Source organism: Pseudomonas sp. GV085, assembly GCF_003050925.1.
GTDB lineage: Bacteria > Pseudomonadota > Gammaproteobacteria > Pseudomonadales > Pseudomonadaceae > Aquipseudomonas.
The window spans coordinates 706,264-723,535 of sequence record NZ_QAOV01000001.1 but is presented as its reverse complement, the minus strand read 5'-3'; the positions used below and the strand labels follow the sequence as shown (position 1 = coordinate 723,535).

17 protein-coding genes are annotated in these 17,272 nt (G+C 60.3%); 2 read left to right on the top strand and 15 right to left on the bottom strand.

The genetic code is table 11. The annotated features are described in order from the left end of the window. Positions 1-56: 56 nt before the first annotated feature. The 8 genes from C8K63_RS03420 to C8K63_RS03385 all read right to left on the bottom strand — a co-directional run bounded on the left by C8K63_RS03420 (position 57) and on the right by C8K63_RS03385 (position 6,702). A complete protein-coding gene (locus C8K63_RS03420; protein ID WP_108215386.1) occupies positions 57-311 on the bottom strand; it encodes a YkgJ family cysteine cluster protein in 255 nt (84 codons plus the stop codon). Between the two features lie 166 nt (positions 312-477). Beyond that, a complete protein-coding gene (locus tag C8K63_RS03415; RefSeq protein ID WP_108215385.1) occupies positions 478-960 on the bottom strand; it encodes a translation initiation factor 2 in 483 nt (160 codons plus the stop codon). Positions 961-1,040: 80 nt separating this feature from the next. Continuing rightward, the gene (locus C8K63_RS03410) at positions 1,041-2,480 is read right to left on the bottom strand and encodes a PLP-dependent aminotransferase family protein (RefSeq protein ID WP_008050371.1); all 1,440 of its coding nucleotides are present in this window, start codon (positions 2,478-2,480) and stop codon (positions 1,041-1,043) included. Positions 2,481-2,808: 328 nt separating this feature from the next. Further along, on the bottom strand, positions 2,809-3,621 hold the full coding sequence (locus C8K63_RS03405; RefSeq protein WP_108215384.1) for an OmpA family protein: 813 nt from the start codon (positions 3,619-3,621) through the stop codon (positions 2,809-2,811). Beyond that, positions 3,618-3,974 carry a DUF4398 domain-containing protein gene (locus C8K63_RS03400; protein ID WP_108215383.1) on the bottom strand — a complete coding sequence of 119 codons (357 nt, stop codon included), beginning with the start codon at positions 3,972-3,974 and terminating at the stop codon, positions 3,618-3,620. The genes C8K63_RS03405 and C8K63_RS03400 overlap by 4 nt, the downstream gene beginning before the upstream one ends. A 9-nt stretch (positions 3,975-3,983) precedes the next feature. Further along, a complete protein-coding gene (locus C8K63_RS03395; protein WP_108215382.1) occupies positions 3,984-4,820 on the bottom strand; it encodes an ABC transporter substrate-binding protein in 837 nt (278 codons plus the stop codon). Positions 4,821-5,020: 200 nt separating this feature from the next. Continuing rightward, positions 5,021-5,950, bottom strand: coding sequence for an electron transfer flavoprotein subunit alpha/FixB family protein (locus C8K63_RS03390; protein ID WP_108215381.1), 930 nt, complete (start codon positions 5,948-5,950; stop codon positions 5,021-5,023). 2 nt (positions 5,951-5,952) lie between these two features. Further along, the gene (locus C8K63_RS03385) at positions 5,953-6,702 is read right to left on the bottom strand and encodes an electron transfer flavoprotein subunit beta/FixA family protein (RefSeq protein ID WP_108215380.1); all 750 of its coding nucleotides are present in this window, start codon (positions 6,700-6,702) and stop codon (positions 5,953-5,955) included. Positions 6,703-7,249: 547 nt separating this feature from the next. Between C8K63_RS03385 and C8K63_RS03380 the strand changes: the two genes are divergently transcribed. Continuing rightward, positions 7,250-8,914: an electron transfer flavoprotein-ubiquinone oxidoreductase gene (locus C8K63_RS03380; RefSeq protein WP_108215379.1), complete on the top strand. Its 1,665-nt coding sequence runs from the start codon at positions 7,250-7,252 to the stop codon at positions 8,912-8,914. Positions 8,915-9,097: 183 nt separating this feature from the next. Here the strand turns inward: C8K63_RS03380 and C8K63_RS03370 are convergent, their stop codons facing one another. Further along, positions 9,098-9,988, bottom strand: a complete 891-nt coding sequence (locus tag C8K63_RS03370; RefSeq protein ID WP_108215480.1) for an AraC family transcriptional regulator — start codon at positions 9,986-9,988, stop codon at positions 9,098-9,100. 179 nt (positions 9,989-10,167) lie between these two features. On the opposite strand from C8K63_RS03370, the gene C8K63_RS03365 reads away from it, so the two are divergent. Further along, on the top strand, positions 10,168-11,220 hold the full coding sequence (locus tag C8K63_RS03365; protein ID WP_108215377.1) for an NAD(P)-dependent alcohol dehydrogenase: 1,053 nt from the start codon (positions 10,168-10,170) through the stop codon (positions 11,218-11,220). Here the strand turns inward: C8K63_RS03365 and C8K63_RS03360 are convergent. The 6 genes from C8K63_RS03360 to C8K63_RS03330 all read right to left on the bottom strand — a co-directional run bounded on the left by C8K63_RS03360 (position 11,217) and on the right by C8K63_RS03330 (position 17,088). Then, entirely contained in the window at positions 11,217-12,020 is an 804-nt protein-coding gene (locus tag C8K63_RS03360; RefSeq protein ID WP_108215376.1) for an IclR family transcriptional regulator, read from the bottom strand. The two genes, C8K63_RS03365 and C8K63_RS03360, sit on opposite strands and share 4 nt — an antisense overlap. A gap of 60 nt (positions 12,021-12,080) precedes the next feature. Next, positions 12,081-13,391, bottom strand: coding sequence for an MFS transporter (locus tag C8K63_RS03355; protein ID WP_095943996.1), 1,311 nt, complete (start codon positions 13,389-13,391; stop codon positions 12,081-12,083). A gap of 171 nt (positions 13,392-13,562) precedes the next feature. Further along, entirely contained in the window at positions 13,563-14,711 is a 1,149-nt protein-coding gene (dgoD, locus tag C8K63_RS03345; RefSeq protein ID WP_007977010.1) for a galactonate dehydratase, read from the bottom strand. 48 nt (positions 14,712-14,759) lie between these two features. Beyond that, entirely contained in the window at positions 14,760-15,380 is a 621-nt protein-coding gene (locus tag C8K63_RS03340; RefSeq protein WP_108215375.1) for a 2-dehydro-3-deoxy-6-phosphogalactonate aldolase, read from the bottom strand. A gap of 19 nt (positions 15,381-15,399) precedes the next feature. Continuing rightward, the gene (locus tag C8K63_RS03335) at positions 15,400-16,392 is read right to left on the bottom strand and encodes a 2-dehydro-3-deoxygalactonokinase (RefSeq protein ID WP_108215374.1); all 993 of its coding nucleotides are present in this window, start codon (positions 16,390-16,392) and stop codon (positions 15,400-15,402) included. 213 nt (positions 16,393-16,605) lie between these two features. After that, positions 16,606-17,088 (bottom strand): GNAT family N-acetyltransferase, encoded by a 483-nt coding sequence (locus C8K63_RS03330; protein WP_057400335.1) that lies wholly within the window; start codon positions 17,086-17,088, stop codon positions 16,606-16,608. Positions 17,089-17,272 lie beyond the last annotated feature (184 nt).

Sequence of the window (17,272 nt, the reverse complement as noted above, 5' to 3'; positions counted from 1 at the left end):
GCACCTCCGCTCACCTTCAGGTTTTTCGGAGGTGATCGCAGGTGCAAGCCCACACATCATGCCGCCGTCATTTGCTCCCACCAGCCAATCAACCGGATCGCTTCTTCGCTGCTGCTTCCGCACACCTCAGGGTCGGCCTCGAAGGCAGAACACACCGCCGGCCGTTCCGGCTGGCCGAAAATATTGCACAGGTTATCGGAGGAAAGTTGCAGGCAACGCTCCCCTGCGGCTTTGCCGTTGGGCATACCGGGAATCGGTGAACTGATGGAAGGGGCAATGCAACAAGCGCCACAGCCCTCACGGCATTTCATGACGACAAGCTCCTCGCGACGAGCAATGTATAAAAGGACGGGGCACAGAGTACTCGCTTAAACAGTTGTTTTAAATTACCTGCCAGCGGGTTTTTCCATGTAAACGAGCATCACCGACCAGTCGCCGACAAAGCGTCTGGTCTGCGGTTCGCGGATCCTGGTGAGGTTACTGCTTGAACTCGAAGTCCAGTGCCGCGCCTTCAACATCGCGGCGCTCTTCCTTTCGCAGTTGCAGCTGCATTTCATTGCTGAGCAGGCGCCCGTTGAGCTGGAACGGGCTGCTGTCGCTTTTGTCACCGAACATCTGGGGCAACAATGGTTCGCGCCTGGACAACGGCACCGTTCCGACCGGCTTCAACTCCTGAACCATATCCTTGGGCAGGCTCAGGTCCAAATTGGCGGATGGAAGCTCGGTCTTGACCACTTCGCTGGCCGGTTTCGATTTGGAGGCAATGGGCGGGCGCTTTTTCACGGGCGTCGCCGGTTTCTCGGCCGGCGAGGCTTTTTTCACAGGTTCGGGTTTTATCGGTGCGACGTGGAAACTGCCGGTGGCCTCCTGATCCTGCTCGGTAGCTGCTACGACGAATGCCGGCTGAATACTCGCAAACAGGCAGAGCAAAAGCCAGGCGGCAGGAAAGGTCGGTTTCATGTATCCCACGGTGGGTGCAAACGGCAGAGGTGCATATGCTCGCCTGTTGCAGCCCACAAGACAAGCACCGTAGCAGCCTGTTACAAACCGCCCGCCATCTCCTGGCAGAGCTGGGTGGCCAGCATGCCCAAGGTCATCAACGCGCGCTCGGCTTCACGATTCCACGGGATGCCGCAATTGAGGCGAATGCAGTGATTGAACTGCTCGGTATTACTGAAGATCAGTCCCGGCGCAATACTGATGCCCTGCTGCAATGCCCGCACGTGCAACTCCTGGGTGTTGACCCGTCCCGGCAGACTGACCCACAGAATGAAGCCGCCGGTAGGCCGGGTCATCTGCGTGCCTTCCGGGAAATACTGCTGCACCGCCAGCTGGAAGGCACTGAGGTTCTTGCGGTATTCCTGACGGATGAAGCGCAAATGCCGGTCGTACCCACCATTTTCCAGGTACGCGGCAATGCCCATCTGGGTCACGCTGCACGCAGAATGCGTGCTGAAGGTCTGCAAGCGCTGGATTTCCTGCTGATACTTGCCGGCAATCATCCAGCCGATCCGCACGCCAGGCGACAGGGTTTTAGAGAAGCTCGAGCAATAGATCACTCGATCCAGCCGATCATAGGCCTTGAGGGACTTGGTACGCCCTTGCTCGAACATCAGCTCGCCGTAGATATCGTCTTCGACAATCTGGATATCGAAGTCCGACGCCAGGCGCAGCAATTGTTTCTGCCGCTCCTCCGGCATGGTGCCGCCCAATGGATTGCTTAGTCGCGTGGTCAGCACCAACGCCTTGATCGACCATTGGTTGGCCGCCAGTTGCAAGGCTTCCAGGCTCATGCCCGTGGCCGGATCGCTGGGGATTTCGATGACCTTGAGGCCCAACAGATCGGCCAGTTGCAGCAACCCGTAATAGGTCGGCGACTCAGCCGCAATCAGATCGCCCGGACGGGTCAGCACGCGCAAGGACATCTGCAGGGCATCGACGCAGCCGTGAGTAATCACCACTTCCGACGGATCGACCACCACACCGGCATCGCGCATGCGGATCGCCACCTGTCGGCGCAACGGCTCGAAACCGGGGCTGAACATGTAGCTGAAGGCCCGCGGGCTATGGAAACGGGTGACTTTGGCCAATTGCTGATGCAGTGCCCGCACCGGCAAATAATCGACACTAGGCACTGCAGCGCCCAGCGGGAAGACCCCTTCACGACGGGATTCGACCAGGACTTGTTGAATGATGCTACTGCGGGTGACCAGGCCGGGGCGCTCGACCCGGGCGATGTCCGGCGTCGGTGCGGTGAGTGCCGGCGTCTGGTGCACGTAGTACCCCGACTGCGGCCGGGCGCGGATCAACCCCTGATCCTCGAGATTGGCATACGCCTGCAACACCGTCGCATGGCTGACATTGAGCTGCGAGCTCATCTTGCGCACAGAAGGCACGCGCTCCCCCGGCTGATAGACCCCACGGCGGATGTCTTCGGCCAGTTGTTGAGCAATACGTTGATAGAGCAAAAGATTGGTCATGACGCAGCACTCGATTTCACGGGCATTTTATTCTTGTGTGAAACAATACCGGAACAGTTTAAAAGTGTACGGGGACAGTTGCCACAATAGTCGACCGTACAGTGCAGTGTCAGCAAAATCTGTACTGTTTTATGCGTTAATCGGCGCACCATAAAAAAACCCGACGCTGCATGGCAGGCCGGGTTGTAGGAGCTGTAGGAGCTGCGGAGTGAAACGAGGCTGCGATCTGTTGATCTTGCTCTTGATACTCAAGTGAACTCGAAAAGATCGCAGCCTCGTTTCACTCCGCAGCTCCTACAGGGTGCATAGCGTCACCCTGGAGCAGCTCCTACCGGGCAGCGCCGAGCTGGCCCTTTTCGTCGGAAAACACAATTTCCACCCGACGGTTCTGCGCTCGACCCCGTTCCGACGCATTCGCGTCCACGGGATACTCGTCACCATAACCCTCGACCTGAATACGCTTGTCGTCGATGCCCAGGTCCATCAACACGTCAGCAACCGATTGTGCGCGGTCGCGGGACAGCTTGAGGTTTTCCTGCTTGCCCCCGGTACTGTCCGTATAACCTTCGATCCGTACCACACGCTTGGGGTTGAGTTGCAGGAACTGCACGATCTTCAGCACCACACGGTTGGCCGAAGGTTTCAATTCCGCTTCGCCGGTGTCGAACAGCATGTCGCCCAATGTCATCACCAGGCCACGGTCGGTCTGGGTGGTCGTCAATGCCAGGATCTGCTCTTCGAGCCATTTGCCTTGCTGCTGCACGCTGAACAGTTTGGATTCACGCAGTGCCAGTTGCAGGCGCTGCCGCTCCAGTTCGAGTTTCGCCGCTTGCTCTTCGTTGAGCGCCTGATCGGTGTGCTCCCGGGCAATGGCACTATAGCGCTGGCTCAGATAGGCGTAATGCACCACGTCCGAACCGCTACCCCAATAGCTGGACAGGCGATCGGCACGGGCCAGGGACTCCCCCGCGCGAATCACGTCCTTGGGGGCGATTCGCAGCACATTGGAGTCTTCCTTGACCTTCTGAAAATCGGTTCCAGCCTGTTGCAATGCGGTCTCGCTGTGCTGGCTGGCGCAACCAGACAGGCTCGCGCAGCCTGCCAGGATCAAACCGCCGAGGGCTTTGCTCTTGAGGCTCATTCGGCATCTCCCAGTTGCTTTTGCAGGCGGGCGATGCGGGTGTTCAGCACGTTCAACTGCTCCTCGCTCTTGGCCTTCAACACCTTGGCTTCAGCCAGGCGCGCATCGAGTTCGGCCTGTTCGGCCCGCATCCGCGCATTCTTGAAGGATTGATCGGTCATGTTGCCCTTGGCGCGGTTGTACTTGTCTTCGGCCAGTTTCATTTCCGGCACATCGTCTGCGGTGGCGCCCACGGCCTTGGCCTGTTCGAGAGCCTGTTCGGTCAGGCGCATCTGTTCATTCGGCGCAGGATCGGTTGCACAACCCGCCAGGACCACAAAGGCCACGGCAGCGAAAAGAGGTCGAATACTCACTAAATATCCCTACTGTTTTGGGGCACTGACGGGTTGTTGCGAGGGTTGCTGCGGTTGTGAGCGTTGTGCCTTCCAACGCTCGATATTGCGCATCAGCACGGCTTCCGTCAGTCCGGACGCGGGCAATTCTGTCATCTTTTTGGCCAACTGTCCGCGCAACCACGGATCGTTGCAGGCCGAGTCATGGGAAATCGCCAGGTACAGGCCAGGCTTGTCGACCGGTTGCGAGCGAGTGACCAAATCACCGGCCATGCCCAGTGTCTGCGCGGTCGCCATGCCCGAGTAACGTCCTGCCAGCACAAACTCGACCTCGCCCAACAGCAATTTCTGAAAGGCCTGGGTCAGGCTGGACGTGTGCGTGAGGGTTAACTGCTGTCCGGCAAAAGTGCTGAATTGCGGAGTCAATCGAGCCTTTTCCGACACGGCACCGCTATGGCCGTGCAGATCTTGTGCTTCGTTATAGATCAGCGTCGAGTCCTTGCGCGTCCAGACCAGATAGTCGTTTTCCAACAAAGGTGGATGGATGTAATCCAGGGTTTCCAGCTCGCTGAGCGTCAACGTCGCGTCCGCCAGCATGTCCATGCGCCCGCTGCGCACTTCGTCCAGGGCCTGGGCGCGTTTGCCGGCATACAGCAGCTCGACCTTGAGCCCCAACTCCCCCGCCACTTGCTGCAGCAAATCGGCACTGGCACCGATCAGGCGTTCGGGATTCTGCGGGTCTTGCCACAGATACGGTGGCGCGTCCGGGCTGCCGGTCACCACCAGGCGCTCGCATTTGCCTGCGGCGAAAGACAGCGCCGGCAATAACGCCAATCCCAGTAAGCTCCACACAAGTCGCAGATCCATGGCAATTCACTCCACTCAAACCCGGTTATGCCCCCCTGTAGGAGCGAGCTTGCTCGCGATGGTTTCAAATGCACCGCTTGTATCCAGGATCCCCGCGTCATCGTTGACGTCCATCGCGAGCAGGCTCGCTCCTACAGGGGACAAAGCCCAAAAAAAAGCCCGACCAAAAGGCCGGGCTCTTTATAAGTGAAGCAGCCGGATTAGACCAGCTTCTCGAACTCAGGGATGGCTTCGAACAAGTCCGCCACCAGGCCGTAATCGGCCACCTGGAAGATCGGCGCTTCTTCGTCCTTGTTGATCGCAACGATCACTTTGGAGTCTTTCATGCCGGCCAGGTGCTGGATCGCGCCGGAGATACCGACGGCGATGTACAGCTGTGGCGCAACGATCTTGCCGGTCTGACCGACCTGCATGTCGTTGGGAACAAAACCTGCGTCGACCGCGGCGCGCGAAGCACCAACGGCAGCGCCCAGCTTGTCGGCCAGGGCGTACAGGTGTTTGAAGTTGTCACCGTTCTGCATGCCGCGCCCGCCCGAAACGACGATCTTGGCAGCGGTCAGTTCCGGACGATCGGACTTGGCCAGCTCTTCGCCAACGAAGCTGGAGATGCCAGCGTCATGAGCAGCAGCAACGGCTTCAACAGCAGCAGAACCGCCTTCAGCGGCAACCGGGTCGAAACCGGTGGCACGCACGGTGATCACTTTCACTGCAGCGTTCGACTGAACGGTAGCGATGGCGTTACCAGCGTAGATCGGACGCTTGAAGGTGTCGGCGCTTTCTACCGAGATGATCTCGGAGATCTGGTCAACGTCCAGGGCAGCGGCAACGCGCGGCAGGATGTTTTTACCGTTGGAAGTAGCGGCAGCCAGGATATGGCTGTAGCCCTTGCCCAACTCGGCTACCAGCGGAGCAACGTTTTCCGGCAGCTGGTGCGCGTAGGCAGCGTTATCGGCTACCAGCACTTTGCTCACACCAGCGATTTTCGCAGCGGCTTCAGCCACGGCGCCAACGCCCTGACCTGCAACCAGCACGTGGATGTCGCCACCGATTTTGGCGGCAGCAGCCACGGTGTTCAGCGTGGCCGGGGCCACTGCTTTGCCGTCGTGTTCAGCGATTACCAAGATAGTCATGATTAGATTACCTTCGCTTCGTTTTTCAGTTTCTCGACCAGTTCAGCCACCGACTTGACCTTGATACCCGCGCTGCGTGCAGCTGGCGCTTCGACTTTCAAGGTTGTGTTGGTGGAGGCGGTGGAAACGCCCAAAGCGTCCGGAGTCAGCACTTCGAGAGGCTTCTTCTTGGCTTTCATGATGTTTGGCAGAGACGCGTAGCGCGGCTCGTTCAAACGCAGGTCGGTGGTGACGATGGCCGGCAGTTTCAGGGAAACTGTCTGCGCGCCGCCGTCGACTTCGCGAGTCACGGCAACGCTGTCGCCGCTGATTTCGACTTTCGAAGCGAACGTGCCCTGACCGTAGCCGCTCAATGCAGCAAGCATCTGGCCAGTCTGGTTGTTGTCGCTGTCGATGGCTTGTTTACCAAGGATCACCAGCTGAGGCTGTTCCTTGTCGACAACGGCCTTCAGCAGCTTGGCAACGGCCAGGGAAGTCAGGTCTTCGGCGGACTCGACGAGGATGGCGCGGTCGGCACCCAGAGCCAGCGCGGTGCGCAGTTGCTCTTGAGCGGTGGACGGGCCGACGGAGACGACGACGATTTCAGTCGCAACACCTTTCTCTTTCAGGCGTACGGCTTCTTCCACGGCGATCTCGCAGAACGGGTTCATCGACATCTTGACGTTGGCAAGATCGACGCCGGAATTGTCCGCCTTGACGCGGACCTTGACGTTGTAATCCACAACGCGTTTGACAGCTACAAGAACCTTCATGGATTCCTCGTTACTCTCCGGTGAAAAGAAAGTCGCCTAGGCGAACCTGGCGGTTGATGCTCATCGGGCGCAAGGGCACCTCCAAAACGCCGGCAAAGCTGTCAAGTGACCATCGCTCATGATCTGGATGACCGTCCGTCAGTGGTGACTGACGAGTCATTCAACATCGCGGCGTGTAAACTGCGCATCAGCCCCGCGCAGCGCATCACTCTCTACTGCCATCGCCCTGTCTTTAGAGGTGCTCTTGAAACCAACAGTCAGCCTACGGCGATCGCAAAACCGCCCGTATATTGACCGGAACGCCTATTCCGGTCAATACGCCAAAATGGCCGTTCATAAGGCGCGTGACTTTGATTTCTCTGGCTTTGAGCCAATTCAAACAAACGTTTGTATTGGACGCTGAGAGTGGTGTAGATATAATGCGCCACCCAAAGAGAAAGGTGGTCAATCGATTGTCCGCTCTCGGCGTTGCGCCGGGATTCATGGATGCGACACTGAACCTCCAAATTAGAAAAAAAACTGTTGAGCCTTGAGTAGGAGATAACCTGTGGAACGCGAATACATGGAATTCGACGTTGTCATCGTCGGTGCCGGCCCCGCGGGTCTTTCCGCCGCCTGCCGCTTGAAGCAGAAGGCCGCCGAAGCCGGTAAGGAAATCAGCGTCTGCGTGGTCGAAAAAGGCTCCGAAGTCGGTGCTCACATTCTGTCCGGTGCCGTGTTCGAACCACGGGCCCTGAACGAACTGTTCCCGGACTGGAAAGCACTCGGCGCGCCGCTGAACACCCCCGTCACCCGCGACGACATCTTCGTTCTGAAGAACGCTGAGAGCGCGCAAAAAATTCCAGACTTCTTTGTGCCCAAGACCATGCACAACGAAGGCAACTACATCATCTCCCTGGGCAACCTGTGCCGCTGGCTGGCCCAGCAGGCCGAGAACCTGGGCGTGGAAATCTACCCGGGCTTCGCTGCTCAGGAAGCGCTGATCGACGAGAACGGCGTGGTGCGCGGGATCATCACCGGCGACCTGGGCGTCGACCGCGAAGGTAACCCGAAGGAAGGCCTGTACACCCCGGGCATGGAACTGCGCGGCAAGTACACGCTGTTCGCCGAAGGTTGCCGTGGCCACATCGGCAAGCAGCTGATCAAGCGTTTCAACCTGGACACTGACGCTGATGCCCAGCACTACGGCATCGGCCTGAAAGAAATCTGGGAAGTCGACCCGGCCAAACACCAGCCTGGCCTGGTGGTGCACACTGCCGGTTGGCCGATGGACATCATGGGCACCGAGAACACCGGTGGCTCATTCCTCTATCACCTGGAAAACAACCAGGTGGTCGTCGGTCTGATCGTCGACCTGTCCTACAGCAACACCTACCTGTCGCCGTTCGACGAGTTCCAGCGCCTCAAGCATCACCCGGTGCTCAAGCAGTACCTGGAAGGCGGCAAGCGCATCAGCTACGGCGCCCGCGCGATCAGCAAGGGCGGCCTGAACTCGCTGCCGAAAATGGTGTTCAAGGGCGGCGCGCTGATCGGTTGCGACCTCGGCACCCTGAACTTCGCCAAGATCAAAGGCAGCCACACCGCGATGAAATCCGGCATGCTCGCCGCTGAATCGGTGGCTGACGCGCTGTTCGCCGAGAAGGACGGCAGCGAAGAACTGACCACCTACGTCGACGCCTTCAAGAAGAGCTGGCTCTACGAAGAACTGTTCGCCAGTCGCAACTTCGGCCCGGCGATCCACAAGTTCGGCGCCATCGTCGGCGGTGGTTTCAACTGGCTCGACCAGAACATCTTCGGCGGCAAACTGCCGTTCACCCTGCACGACACCAAGCCGGATTACGCTTGCCTGAAGCTCGCGGCCGACTGCAAGAAGATCGACTACCCGAAACCCGACGGCAAAATCAGCTTCGACAAACTCAGCTCGGTGTTCATCTCCGGTACCAACCATGAAGAAGAGCAGCCGTGCCATCTCAAGCTCGCCGATCCGAGCATCCCGATCAGCAAGAACCTGCCGCTGTACGATGAGCCTGCCCAGCGTTACTGCCCGGCTGGCGTGTACGAAGTGATCACCAAGGAAGACGGCGAGAAGCGCTTCCAGATCAACGCCCAGAACTGCGTTCACTGCAAGACCTGTGACATCAAGGATCCTGCACAGAACATCACCTGGGTGACACCTGAAGGCGCCGGCGGCCCGACTTACCCGAACATGTAAGCCGAACCACGAACATCAAGGCTCCCGAAACGGGGGCCTTTTTGTTGCCTGCAGTTCAAGCCACACCACAAAACAAATGTGGGAGCGAGCCTGCTCGCGAAGGCGGCCTGACATCCAACATCTATGTTGACTGACACACCGCATTCGCGAGCAGGCTCGCTCCCACAGAGGATTGGCGGTGACTCAAGCGGCGCGTTCATCCCCAGGGCTACGCTCAAAGTAGCGCTTGTACTCGCGACTGAACTGCGACGTGCTCTGATACCCCACCCGATGCGCCACCTGCGCCACGCCTAGCCCCTCGCCCAGCAACAACTGCTGCGCCCTGAGCAAACGCAATCGCTTCAGATACTGCACCGGCGACAACAAGGTGCTGCGCTTGAAATGCTCGTGAAAGGTCGACGCACTCATGTTCGCGCAACTGGCCAGGGTCTCGACGTTCAGCGGTTCGGCGAAATGCGCATGCAGATGACTGAGGGATGCCGCGATCCGGGCGAACTGCCCCTGCTGTTCAACCAGCGCCCGCAACACATCGGCTTGCGGACCGCGCAATGCGACGAACAGCAACTCGCGCAAGCGCGCTTGCCCCATGATCTGGCACTCCAGCGGATCGTGCAGGCAACGCAACAGTCGCTCGACACAACCACGCATCGCATCATCGAGCACTGCCGAGGTCATGGACTCAGGTGTTTGCGCCGGAATATGCCGCCCCGGCGCCAAGCCCATTGCCAATACCAGCTCACCCAGCATCACCCGGTCGATCGCGACAGACACGCCCAGCATTGGCCCGCTCGGCGCGGCAAAGGTTTCACACTCGAACGGCACCGGCAGCGCCTGAATCAGGTAGTGCCCTGCGCCATATTCCAGAGTGCGCGGTCCCAGGTACGCCAGTTTGCTGCCCTGGGCGATGATCACCAGGCTCGGCTCATAGATCTGCGGCCCACGGGCCACGTCGCAACTGGCCCGCAGGACCTGCACGCCCGGTAACGCAGTCGGGACGAAACCGTTGCGAGTGGACAGCGGCTCGATCAGCGAAACCAGGGTGGCGTTGGCATCAAGATGACGGGTCAACTGCATGAAAAAAACTTCGAAAAAAAGGGATGAAAGCATCATCGCAGGTCTGATCGCCAATGGAATCGCTCAAGGAGCGATGCCGGAGGAATAGGCATGACACCCGGAGGAATCGCCATGGCTGCTACCGGGTTCGGCGCCCAGAATGCGCCACCTCACCCGTCAGCGCTTTTGCGAGGTTCACCATGTACACCGCCATCGGATACGCCGCCCAGTCGGCCACCACTCCCCTCGCCCCTGTGAAATTCGAACGCCGCAGCCCACGGGCCGACGACATTGCCATCGAGATTCTCTACTGCGGCGTCTGCCATTCAGACATCCATCAGGCCCGCAACGAGTGGGGCATTGCCGTTTACCCGCTGATGCCTGGTCACGAAATCGTAGGCAAGGTGACCGCCGTCGGTGCGAATGTCACCCAACACAAAGTCGGCGATCTGGTCGGTGTCGGCTGCATGGTCGATTCATGCCGCCATTGCGAAGCTTGCCAGGCCAACCTGGAGCAATATTGCCTCGAAGGCCCGACCATGACCTACGCCACCCCGGACCGCGTGGATGGCAGCAACACCATGGGCGGCTACTCCGACAGCATCGTGGTCAGCGAGCACTTTGTGGTACGCATCCCCGAGAAACTGAACCTGGCCAGTGCCGCACCGATTCTGTGCGCCGGTATCACCACTTATTCGCCACTCAAGCACTACGGCGTGAAAGCCGGAGACAAGGTCGGGATTCTGGGCATGGGCGGCCTCGGCCACATGGGCATCAAGTTCGCCAAGGCGATGGGCGCCGAAGTGACGCTGTTCACCCGTTCGGCAAGCAAGGCCGAAGAGGCTCGCCGCCAGGGCGCGGACCATGTGATCGTGTCCACCGATGACGCGCAGATGCAGGCCGCCGCCGGTCACTTCGACTTCCTGCTCGACACCATTCCGGTGCAGCACGACCTCAACCCCTACCTCGACACCCTGCGTTTCGACGGCGTGCATATTCTGGTGGGGTTGATCGAACCCGTAGAGCCGCCAGTGCATGCGGCCAAACTGGTCCTGGGCCGCCGGGTATTGGCCGGCTCGCTGATCGGCGGCATCGCCGAAACCCAGGAAGTGCTGGATTTCTGCGCCGAGCACAACATCACCTGCGACATCGAAATGCTCGACATCCGCCAGATCAACGAGGCTTACGCCCGCATGATCGCCGGTGACGTGAAGTACCGCTTCGTCATCGACATGGCGACCCTCAAGGTTTAAACCTTAAGACCCAGCTCCGCCGACAGCCGGGCCGTGACCCCTTTGATCAGGGGAATCAGCTCGGCCATTTTTTCCAGCGGCATGTATGGCACGGTGCTGGCGATGCTGATGCCGGCGACGATACGCTTGCTGGCATCGCGAATCGGCGCCGCCACGCAGCGGATCGACGGTTCGTTGTCTTCCAGATCGAAGGCGTAACCGCCGGCCACGTACTCGACCATGCGCTGCTCGAACTGCTCCCAGGACTGCTCCGGGTGCTGTGGCCAGAATTGATTTTTCCCACCCACCGGCAAACTGACCTCGTACAGGCGCTGCCACTCTTGCGGTGAATCATCGAGCATCAGTGCCTTGCCGATCCCGGTGCGCGCCAACGGCATGCGATGGCCGACCCGCGAGCGCATTTCCGGGCCATTGCGCCCCGGATTCTTGTGCAGGTACAGCACTTCGTCGCCTTCGCGGATCGCCAGGTGAATGGTGTCGCCGGTCAACGCCGACAACTCGTCCAGATACGGCCCGGCCAGGGTCACCAGCGGCAACTCTTCACGGGCCTGGAACCCCAGTTCGATCAGTTTCGGCCCCAGCAGATAACCGACTTGCGGCACCACCCGCAGATAACGCTCGTCCACCAGGCAACTGGCCAGGCGATGGGTGGTGCTGCGCGTGGTGCCGATCAGCCGGGCGATTTCCTTGAGATCGCGGGCGCCACTGGCCACGGCCTGGACCACACCCAGACCGCGAAGCAGGGTCTGGGTGCCGGTCGGCGCGGCGTCCTTGGCGATTTTTGGGGCGTCTTCCTGCATATCCAGCCTTTACCGTTGAGCGAGTGAACGGGCGGCATTATGGTCGCCCGCGCGCCACGACTACAACTTGATACGCTCGACCTTGCCCACCAGCAGGATGTAGGACAGTGCGCCAATCAATGCCAGCACCGAGATGTAGGTGATCGCCGGGGCAAAAGAATCTCCCGTCGCGAGGAAACCGATCACGATAGGCGTGGCGATCGCCGACAGGTTACCGATGAAGTTGAACACCCCGCCGGTCAGCCCGAGCAGGCGCGCCGGGGCGAGCGTCGATACCAGCGACCAGGTGATCGAAGCCAGGCCATTGCCGAAGAATGCCAGCGCGAGGAAGGCAATCACCAACGGCGTCGACTCGACAAAGTTGGCGCCGATGATCGAGGTGGAAATCAGCAAACCGCTGATGATCGGCAACTTGCGGGCGAAACCCACCGTGCAGCCGCGACGGATCAAAAAGTCCGAGAAGAAACCGGAACACAGCACACCGATGAACGCGGCGAGAAACGGCAGCGACGCCAACAGGCCGGACTTGATGAAGTCCATGCCGCGGTATTTCACCAGGTAGGTCGGGAACCAGGTCAGGAAAAACCACAGCGTTGAGTTGAGGCAGAACTGGCCGAGGTAGATGCCCCAGAGTTTGCGCTTGGTCAGGACAATGCCCAGGTCAGTCCAGCTGAATTTGGCTTTGACTTTGGCCTGTTCGGCCTGGATATCCACCAACCCGCCGCCCTCGCGGATCAAATCGATTTCCGCGTCATTGGCGCCTTTGAAATCCCGCGGCTCGCGATACACCGCGTACCAGATCACCGCCCACACAATGCCCACCGCGCCGGTGGCGACGAACACCATGTGCCAGCCGAATTCGTGCTGAAGCCACGCCAGTACCGGTGTCAGGAAGGCCAGGCCGACGAACTGCCCGGAGGTGTAAAAACCAATCGCCGTAGCGCGCTCGCGCTCTGGAAACCAGGTGGTGACCACGCGGCTGTTGATCGGATACGCCGGCGCTTCCAGCGCACCGACAGCCATACGCAACACGAACAGCGCGATGAAGCTGGCGGCGAAGCCGAGCATCACCGTGGCCACCGACCACAGCAGCAAGGCAACGCTGTACAGAATCCGTGGCGGCACACGATCCACCAGCCAGCCGCCAGGGATTTGCATGGCAGCGTAGGTCCAGCCGAACGCGGAGAAGATCAGGCCGACGTGGATCGGGTCGATGCCCAGGTCACTGGTCAATGCCGGGGCGGCAATCGACAGGTTGCTGCGGTCCAGGTAGTTGATCACCACGGTGATGAACAACAGCACCATGATGAAAAAACGCTTGCGGCTGGGCGTCACCAACGACGCCTGCCCGGTGAGGGTTTGCGGTTGCATGAGGGGTGCCTCTTCTTATGGTTATTGAGGTCGTTCTAAAGGCTGACGCAGACCCCTTGTAGGAGTGAGCCTGCTCGCGATAGCGGTGTGTCATTCACCATTGATGGCGACAGACACACCATCGCGAGCAGGCTCGCTCCTACAAGGGATTTGTGGTGGGTCAGGGATCACTCACCACTCGGCAAAGCTGCCATCGGCATGGCGCCAGATCGGGTTGCGCCAGCGGTGGCCGATGGCCGCGCGTTCGATCACGTATTCCTCGTTGATCTCGATGCCCAGGCCCGGGCCGTTCGGGATCTTCACGAAGCCTTGGTCGTAGTCGAACACCCGTGGGTCCTTGACGTAGTCGAGCAGGTCGTTGCTCTCGTTGTAATGGATGCCCAGGCTCTGCTCCTGAATGAATGCGTTGTAGCAAGCGGCGTCCAGTTGCAGGCAGGCCGCCAAGGCAATCGGGCCCAGTGGGCAATGCAGCGCCAGCGCGACGTCATAGGCTTCGGCCATGTTGGCGATCTTGCGAGTCTCGGTGATACCGCCGGCGTGGGAGGCATCCGGTTGGATGATGTCGACGTAGCCTTCGCTGAGCACGCGCTTGAAGTCCCAGCGCGAGAACAGCCGCTCACCCAGGGCGATCGGCGTGCTGGTCAGCGGCGCGAGCTCTTTGAGCGCCTCGTAGTTTTCGCTGAGCACCGGTTCTTCGATGAACATCAGCTTGTACGGATCGAGTTCCTTCATCAGCACCTTGGCCATGGGCTTGTGCACCCGGCCATGGAAGTCCACGCCGATGCCGACGTTCGGGCCGACGGCATCGCGCACGGCAGCGACATTGGCCAGGGCCTGGTCGACCTTGTCGAAGGTGTCGAGGAATTGCAGTTCTTCGGTACCGTTCATTTTCACCGCAGTGAAACCACGCTCGACCGCTTCTTTCGCCGCCCGTGCGGTATCTGCCGGACGGTCGCCGCCGATCCACGAATACACACGAATCTTGTCCCGCACCTGACCGCCCAACAGGTCGCTGACCGACACGCCCAGCGCCTTGCCTTTGATGTCCCACAAAGCCTGGTCGATACCGGCCAGGGCGCTCATGTGGATCGCGCCGCCACGGTAGAAGCCGCCGCGATAGAGCACGGTCCAGATGTCTTCGATGTTGCGCGGGTCTTTGCCGATCAGGTAGTCGGACAATTCTTCAACGGCAGCGGCAACGGTGTGGGCGCGGCCTTCGACCACGGGCTCACCCCAACCGGTGACGCCCTCGTCGGTTTCGACCTTGAGGAAGCACCAGCGCGGCGGAACGATGAAGGTGGTCAGTTTGGTGATTTTCATCTGTTTGTCTCTCTTGTTAGATGCAGCGCTCGCAGCGCCCAAAAAGTCTTATCGAAGGGCCTTCCACGCAGCGACATAGGCCTTGGCATTGGCCGCCACTTGTTCCGCCGTCATGCCCGGTTTGAACAGCCCCGAGCCGAGGCCGAAGCCTTTGACGCCAGCGTCGATAAACACCTGCATGTTGTCCGGCGTGATGCCGCCGACCGGCGCCAGAATCGTTCCCGCCGGCAGCACGGCCAGCCAGGCTTTGACGACCGCCGGCCCCATCTGCTCGGCCGGGAACATCTTCAGCACATCCGCGCCTTCAGCCAGTGCCGCGAAGGCTTCGGTCGGCGTAGCGACACCCGGCGACAGGTAAAGTCCCGCCGCTTTCGCCGCGCGCAAGACCTTCGGATCGCTATGGGGCATGACGATCACCTGGCCGCCCGCGGCCTTCACTTGCTCGACCTGCTCCGGCGTCAACACCGTGCCGGCACCGATCAGGCAATCGGCGGGCAAGATGCTGCGCAGGATGCGGATACTTTCGTACGGCTCAGGGGAATTGAGCGGCACTTCGATGACGCGAAATCCGGCGGCGTACAGGACTTCGCCGATGGCGACCGCTTCCTGCGGGCGCAGGCCGCGCAGGATCGCGATCAGTCCGTTTTGCGCCAAGGCTTGTTTGAGCATGTCAGGTCTCCAGTCAGGTTTAACGGGATGCGGTGCGCGTGACCAGGCCGGCAGCCAGCGCCAGTTGCCACAATCCGCGTTCGGTGGCCTGTTCGGCCAGGGTCACCCGGGCAAAACCGCAGGCGTCGAGCGCACGGCTGTAGCGGGCACAGAGTTGGGTGTTGCCGATGAGGATGATCGAAGGCAGGTGCACGCTGTTGCGCCGGCGCCGCTGGACGCTGGCCAGGGCCGCCAACTCATGGCCGATCAGCAGGCCGGACAGGTAGTCCGCCTGGGCGGTGGCGCTCAATTCGCCGGTCAGCCCGAGACTGCGGGCGCTGAACATGGTCGACAGCGGACCGGTTTCACCGTCCGCCGACAACGCGACCTGCACGCCACGATCAAACGCATCGCCATCGAAGGATCCGCCACGCTGATGGGTGCGTCCGAGAATGCTGTGCTCGCTGAGCACGGCGAACACTTCGCCGGTCATGAACGTATCGAAATGCACGATGCAGCCGTCGGCCACTTCCACCCATTTCGAATGGCTGCCCGGCAGGCCGATCAGCAGATCAGCGCCCGCCTCGCTCGTCAGGTTTTGCAGCACACCGAGCACCTGGGTTTCTTCGCCGCGCATCACGTTCGGCAAAGGCGAACGCTCGATGACGCCGGGCACGATGTGCACATCGATGCCGCGCAGGCTGCGCACGGTTTGCAAGGAAGTACCGAGAGTGGCGACGTTTGCCGGCGTGTCGCGGTAGGCCGCTTCGCGCCAGCCCTGGGCGCTGCCGACCATGCCGCAGGCAATCACCGGCAAATCCGGCTGGGCATCGAGCCAGTCACCGCAAGCCTCGTCGAATGCCAGTTCAAAACCATCGGCGCATTCCCGGCCGTCAATGATTCGCGGCGCTTTCGGTAGCTGCATGATCCCCGACGACAGCGAACGCTGTTCGAGGACCAAGCCACCTTCAGCCAGTTTGTAAGCACGTAATGAGGTTGTCCCCCAGTCGAGCGCGATCAATTGCGCCTGCATCGCTTCACCTGTTTTGGTTTTTGGCAGTGAGTGAGCGGGACTATAAACCTGCGCCGGGATAAATCTCAATATATAAATATCAATCCCATATTATGAGACCAGACAAAAAAAGATCGCAGCCTTCGGCAGCTCCTACACGGGATCGTCCGCCGCGGTTTGGCGGTGTACATCGATCCGTAGGAGCTGCCGAAGGCTGCGATCTTTTAAGAAGTTTCAGTTACCCGCTGCGAAATCCCGCAACACCGCCCCATCCATCCGATAGCGAACCCACTCCTCCTGCGGCTGTGCTCCCAGGGACTTGTAGAATTCGATGGCCGGGGTATTCCACTCCAGCACGCTCCACTCGAAACGGCCGCAGTCGTTGGCGCAGGCGATTTTCGCCAGATGCCGCAGCAGGGTCTTGCCCGCGCCTCCGCCGCGCTGTTGCGGGGTGATGTAGAGGTCTTCGAGGTACAGGCAATTGCTGCCAAGCCAGGTGGAATAGCTGAAGAAGAACACCGCGAAACCGATGGGTGCACCGTCGCGCAGGCAGATCAGGCCATGGGCGGTGGCACCTTCGCTGAACAGGCTGCGCTCGATGTCGGCAACACTGGCGATGACTTCATGGCGGGCACGTTCGTAGTCGGCCAGTTCAGTGATGAACGCGAGGATTTGCGGTGCGTCACTGGGGGTCGCCGGGCGGATTTCGATCGTCATGGACGTGCCTTGTCAAAAGTGGAAAACGCCATACTAAGTCGGCGCGGTACTTGTGGCGAGGGGACTTGCCTGTGGCGAGGGAGCTTGCTCCCGCCGGGTTGCGCAGCAGCCCCAAAAGAAGGCAATGCGATCTTTCTGGAAAAACAGAGCCGGTCGCGACAGGGCCTGCTTCGCAGGCCAGCGG

Coding starts and splice junctions, on each gene's coding strand:
- C8K63_RS03415 (WP_108215385.1), bottom strand. CDS start 960: ATGAAACCGACCTTTCCTGCCGCCTGGCTTTTGCTCTGCCTGTTTGCG.
- C8K63_RS03335 (WP_108215374.1), bottom strand. CDS start 16,392: ATGCAGGCGCAATTGATCGCGCTCGACTGGGGGACAACCTCATTACGT.
- C8K63_RS03405 (WP_108215384.1), bottom strand. CDS start 3,621: ATGAGCCTCAAGAGCAAAGCCCTCGGCGGTTTGATCCTGGCAGGCTGC.
- C8K63_RS03395 (WP_108215382.1), bottom strand. CDS start 4,820: ATGGATCTGCGACTTGTGTGGAGCTTACTGGGATTGGCGTTATTGCCG.
- C8K63_RS03355 (WP_095943996.1), bottom strand. CDS start 13,391: ATGCAACCGCAAACCCTCACCGGGCAGGCGTCGTTGGTGACGCCCAGC.
- C8K63_RS03370 (WP_108215480.1), bottom strand. CDS start 9,988: ATGCAGTTGACCCGTCATCTTGATGCCAACGCCACCCTGGTTTCGCTG.
- C8K63_RS03410 (WP_008050371.1), bottom strand. CDS start 2,480: ATGACCAATCTTTTGCTCTATCAACGTATTGCTCAACAACTGGCCGAA.
- C8K63_RS03365 (WP_108215377.1), top strand. CDS start 10,168: ATGTACACCGCCATCGGATACGCCGCCCAGTCGGCCACCACTCCCCTC.
- C8K63_RS03360 (WP_108215376.1), bottom strand. CDS start 12,020: ATGCAGGAAGACGCCCCAAAAATCGCCAAGGACGCCGCGCCGACCGGC.
- C8K63_RS03340 (WP_108215375.1), bottom strand. CDS start 15,380: ATGCTCAAACAAGCCTTGGCGCAAAACGGACTGATCGCGATCCTGCGC.
- C8K63_RS03390 (WP_108215381.1), bottom strand. CDS start 5,950: ATGACTATCTTGGTAATCGCTGAACACGACGGCAAAGCAGTGGCCCCG.
- C8K63_RS03385 (WP_108215380.1), bottom strand. CDS start 6,702: ATGAAGGTTCTTGTAGCTGTCAAACGCGTTGTGGATTACAACGTCAAG.
- dgoD (WP_007977010.1), bottom strand. CDS start 14,711: ATGAAAATCACCAAACTGACCACCTTCATCGTTCCGCCGCGCTGGTGC.
- C8K63_RS03420 (WP_108215386.1), bottom strand. CDS start 311: ATGAAATGCCGTGAGGGCTGTGGCGCTTGTTGCATTGCCCCTTCCATC.
- C8K63_RS03330 (WP_057400335.1), bottom strand. CDS start 17,088: ATGACGATCGAAATCCGCCCGGCGACCCCCAGTGACGCACCGCAAATC.